The organism is Methylophaga sp. UBA2689 (assembly GCA_002354555.1).
Classification (GTDB): domain Bacteria; phylum Pseudomonadota; class Gammaproteobacteria; order Nitrosococcales; family Methylophagaceae; genus Methylophaga.
The window spans coordinates 25117-26425 of the sequence record DELT01000032.1 but is presented as its reverse complement, the minus strand read 5'-3'; the positions used below and the strand labels follow the sequence as shown (position 1 = coordinate 26425).

Below are 1309 nucleotides of genomic sequence, written 5' to 3'. Positions count from 1 at the left end.
CCTTCAGGCGCTATCGGTCATCCAATGACTTACACCCATGATGGTATTCAATATGTTGCCATTAATTATGGTGTAGGTGGTTGGCCTGCAGTTGGTCTGGTGTTTGACTTGAATGACCCATCAGCTGGTCTGGGTGCTGTAGGTGCCTTTAAAGAACTGGCACGTAACACTCAAATGGGTGGTGGTCTGATGGTCTTTGCTCTGGATGGTAAAGGACCTTACGACGATCTGAGTATTGGTGAATACGAAATGTAATCACTGACTCGCAATATAGCTTAGTTCATCAAGTTATATCGTCGTATTCAATCCGGCTGGCAACACAAAGACTGTGTTGCCAGCCCCTTCTGAGAGTGTAAGACATGTTAAACAACCATACTAAAACCAATAACAAAGCAGTCAGTTCAAAACGCTTAACGCAATGCAGCCTGATAATGGCTTCACTATTATCTGTACTGACGCCAGCTCATGCAAACAACGGATTACCGGAAACCTTAAAAGTCTGTGCAGCGGCGAATGAAATGCCCTATTCAAACAAACAGCAGCAAGGTTTCGAAAATGAAATCGCCGAAACGCTCGCAGAGAGCATGGATATGCCCTTGGAATTTGTCTGGTCAGACAAAGCAGCGATTTTTTTAGTGACCGAACATTTATTAAAAAATGAATGTGATGTGGTGATGGGTGTTGATAGTGATGATCCTCGCGTTGCCACCAGCGACCCTTACTACAAATCCGGCTATGTATTTGTCTATCGCGCCGATAAAAATCTGGACATCAGTGACTGGAATAGTACTGACATTCAAAAACTGAATCGTTTTGTAGTAGTACCAGGTAGCCCATCAGAAGTGATGTTACGGGAAGTGGGTAAGTATGAAGGCAACTTCAATTACACCAAATCTCTGTCAGGTTTCAAATCCCCACGAAATAAATATATTCGTCTGGAACCAAAAAAACTGATCAGCGAAGTGACCTCAGGGAAAGGTGATATCGCTCATCTATGGGCTCCAGAAGTAGCCCGTTATGTTCGTGATTCAGATACGCCATTAGAAATGGTGTTATCACCTGAATTCGGAGAAATCGAAGGTGGTGAAGGTATTGTGCAGCACTATGATCAATCTGTAGCGGTGCGTGAAGATGATAAAGCCTTGCTTGATGCCATTAATAAAGGCCTGGCAGATGCTGCACCCAAAATAACGGCCATCCTCAAAAAAGAAGGGATTCCGCTGCTTTGATAGCTTGTCATGCAGTCTCTTTTAATTCAACAGGATTATACAAAAACTATGATTAGCAATGTAAAACTTTTTAGTCGTAA

Annotated in this window: 1 protein-coding gene and 1 pseudogene; both read left to right on the top strand. The window is 42.9% G+C overall.

The window, feature by feature from the left end:
• A pseudogene (locus B3M51_RS03380) lies at nt 1-255 on the top strand (PQQ-dependent dehydrogenase, methanol/ethanol family); the annotation flags it as partial.
• A gap of 176 nt (nt 256-431) precedes the next feature.
• Nucleotides 432-1229, top strand: a complete 798-nt coding sequence (gene moxJ / locus B3M51_RS03375; RefSeq protein WP_292483369.1) for a methanol oxidation system protein MoxJ — start codon at nt 432-434, stop codon at nt 1227-1229.
• Nucleotides 1230-1309 lie beyond the last annotated feature (80 nt).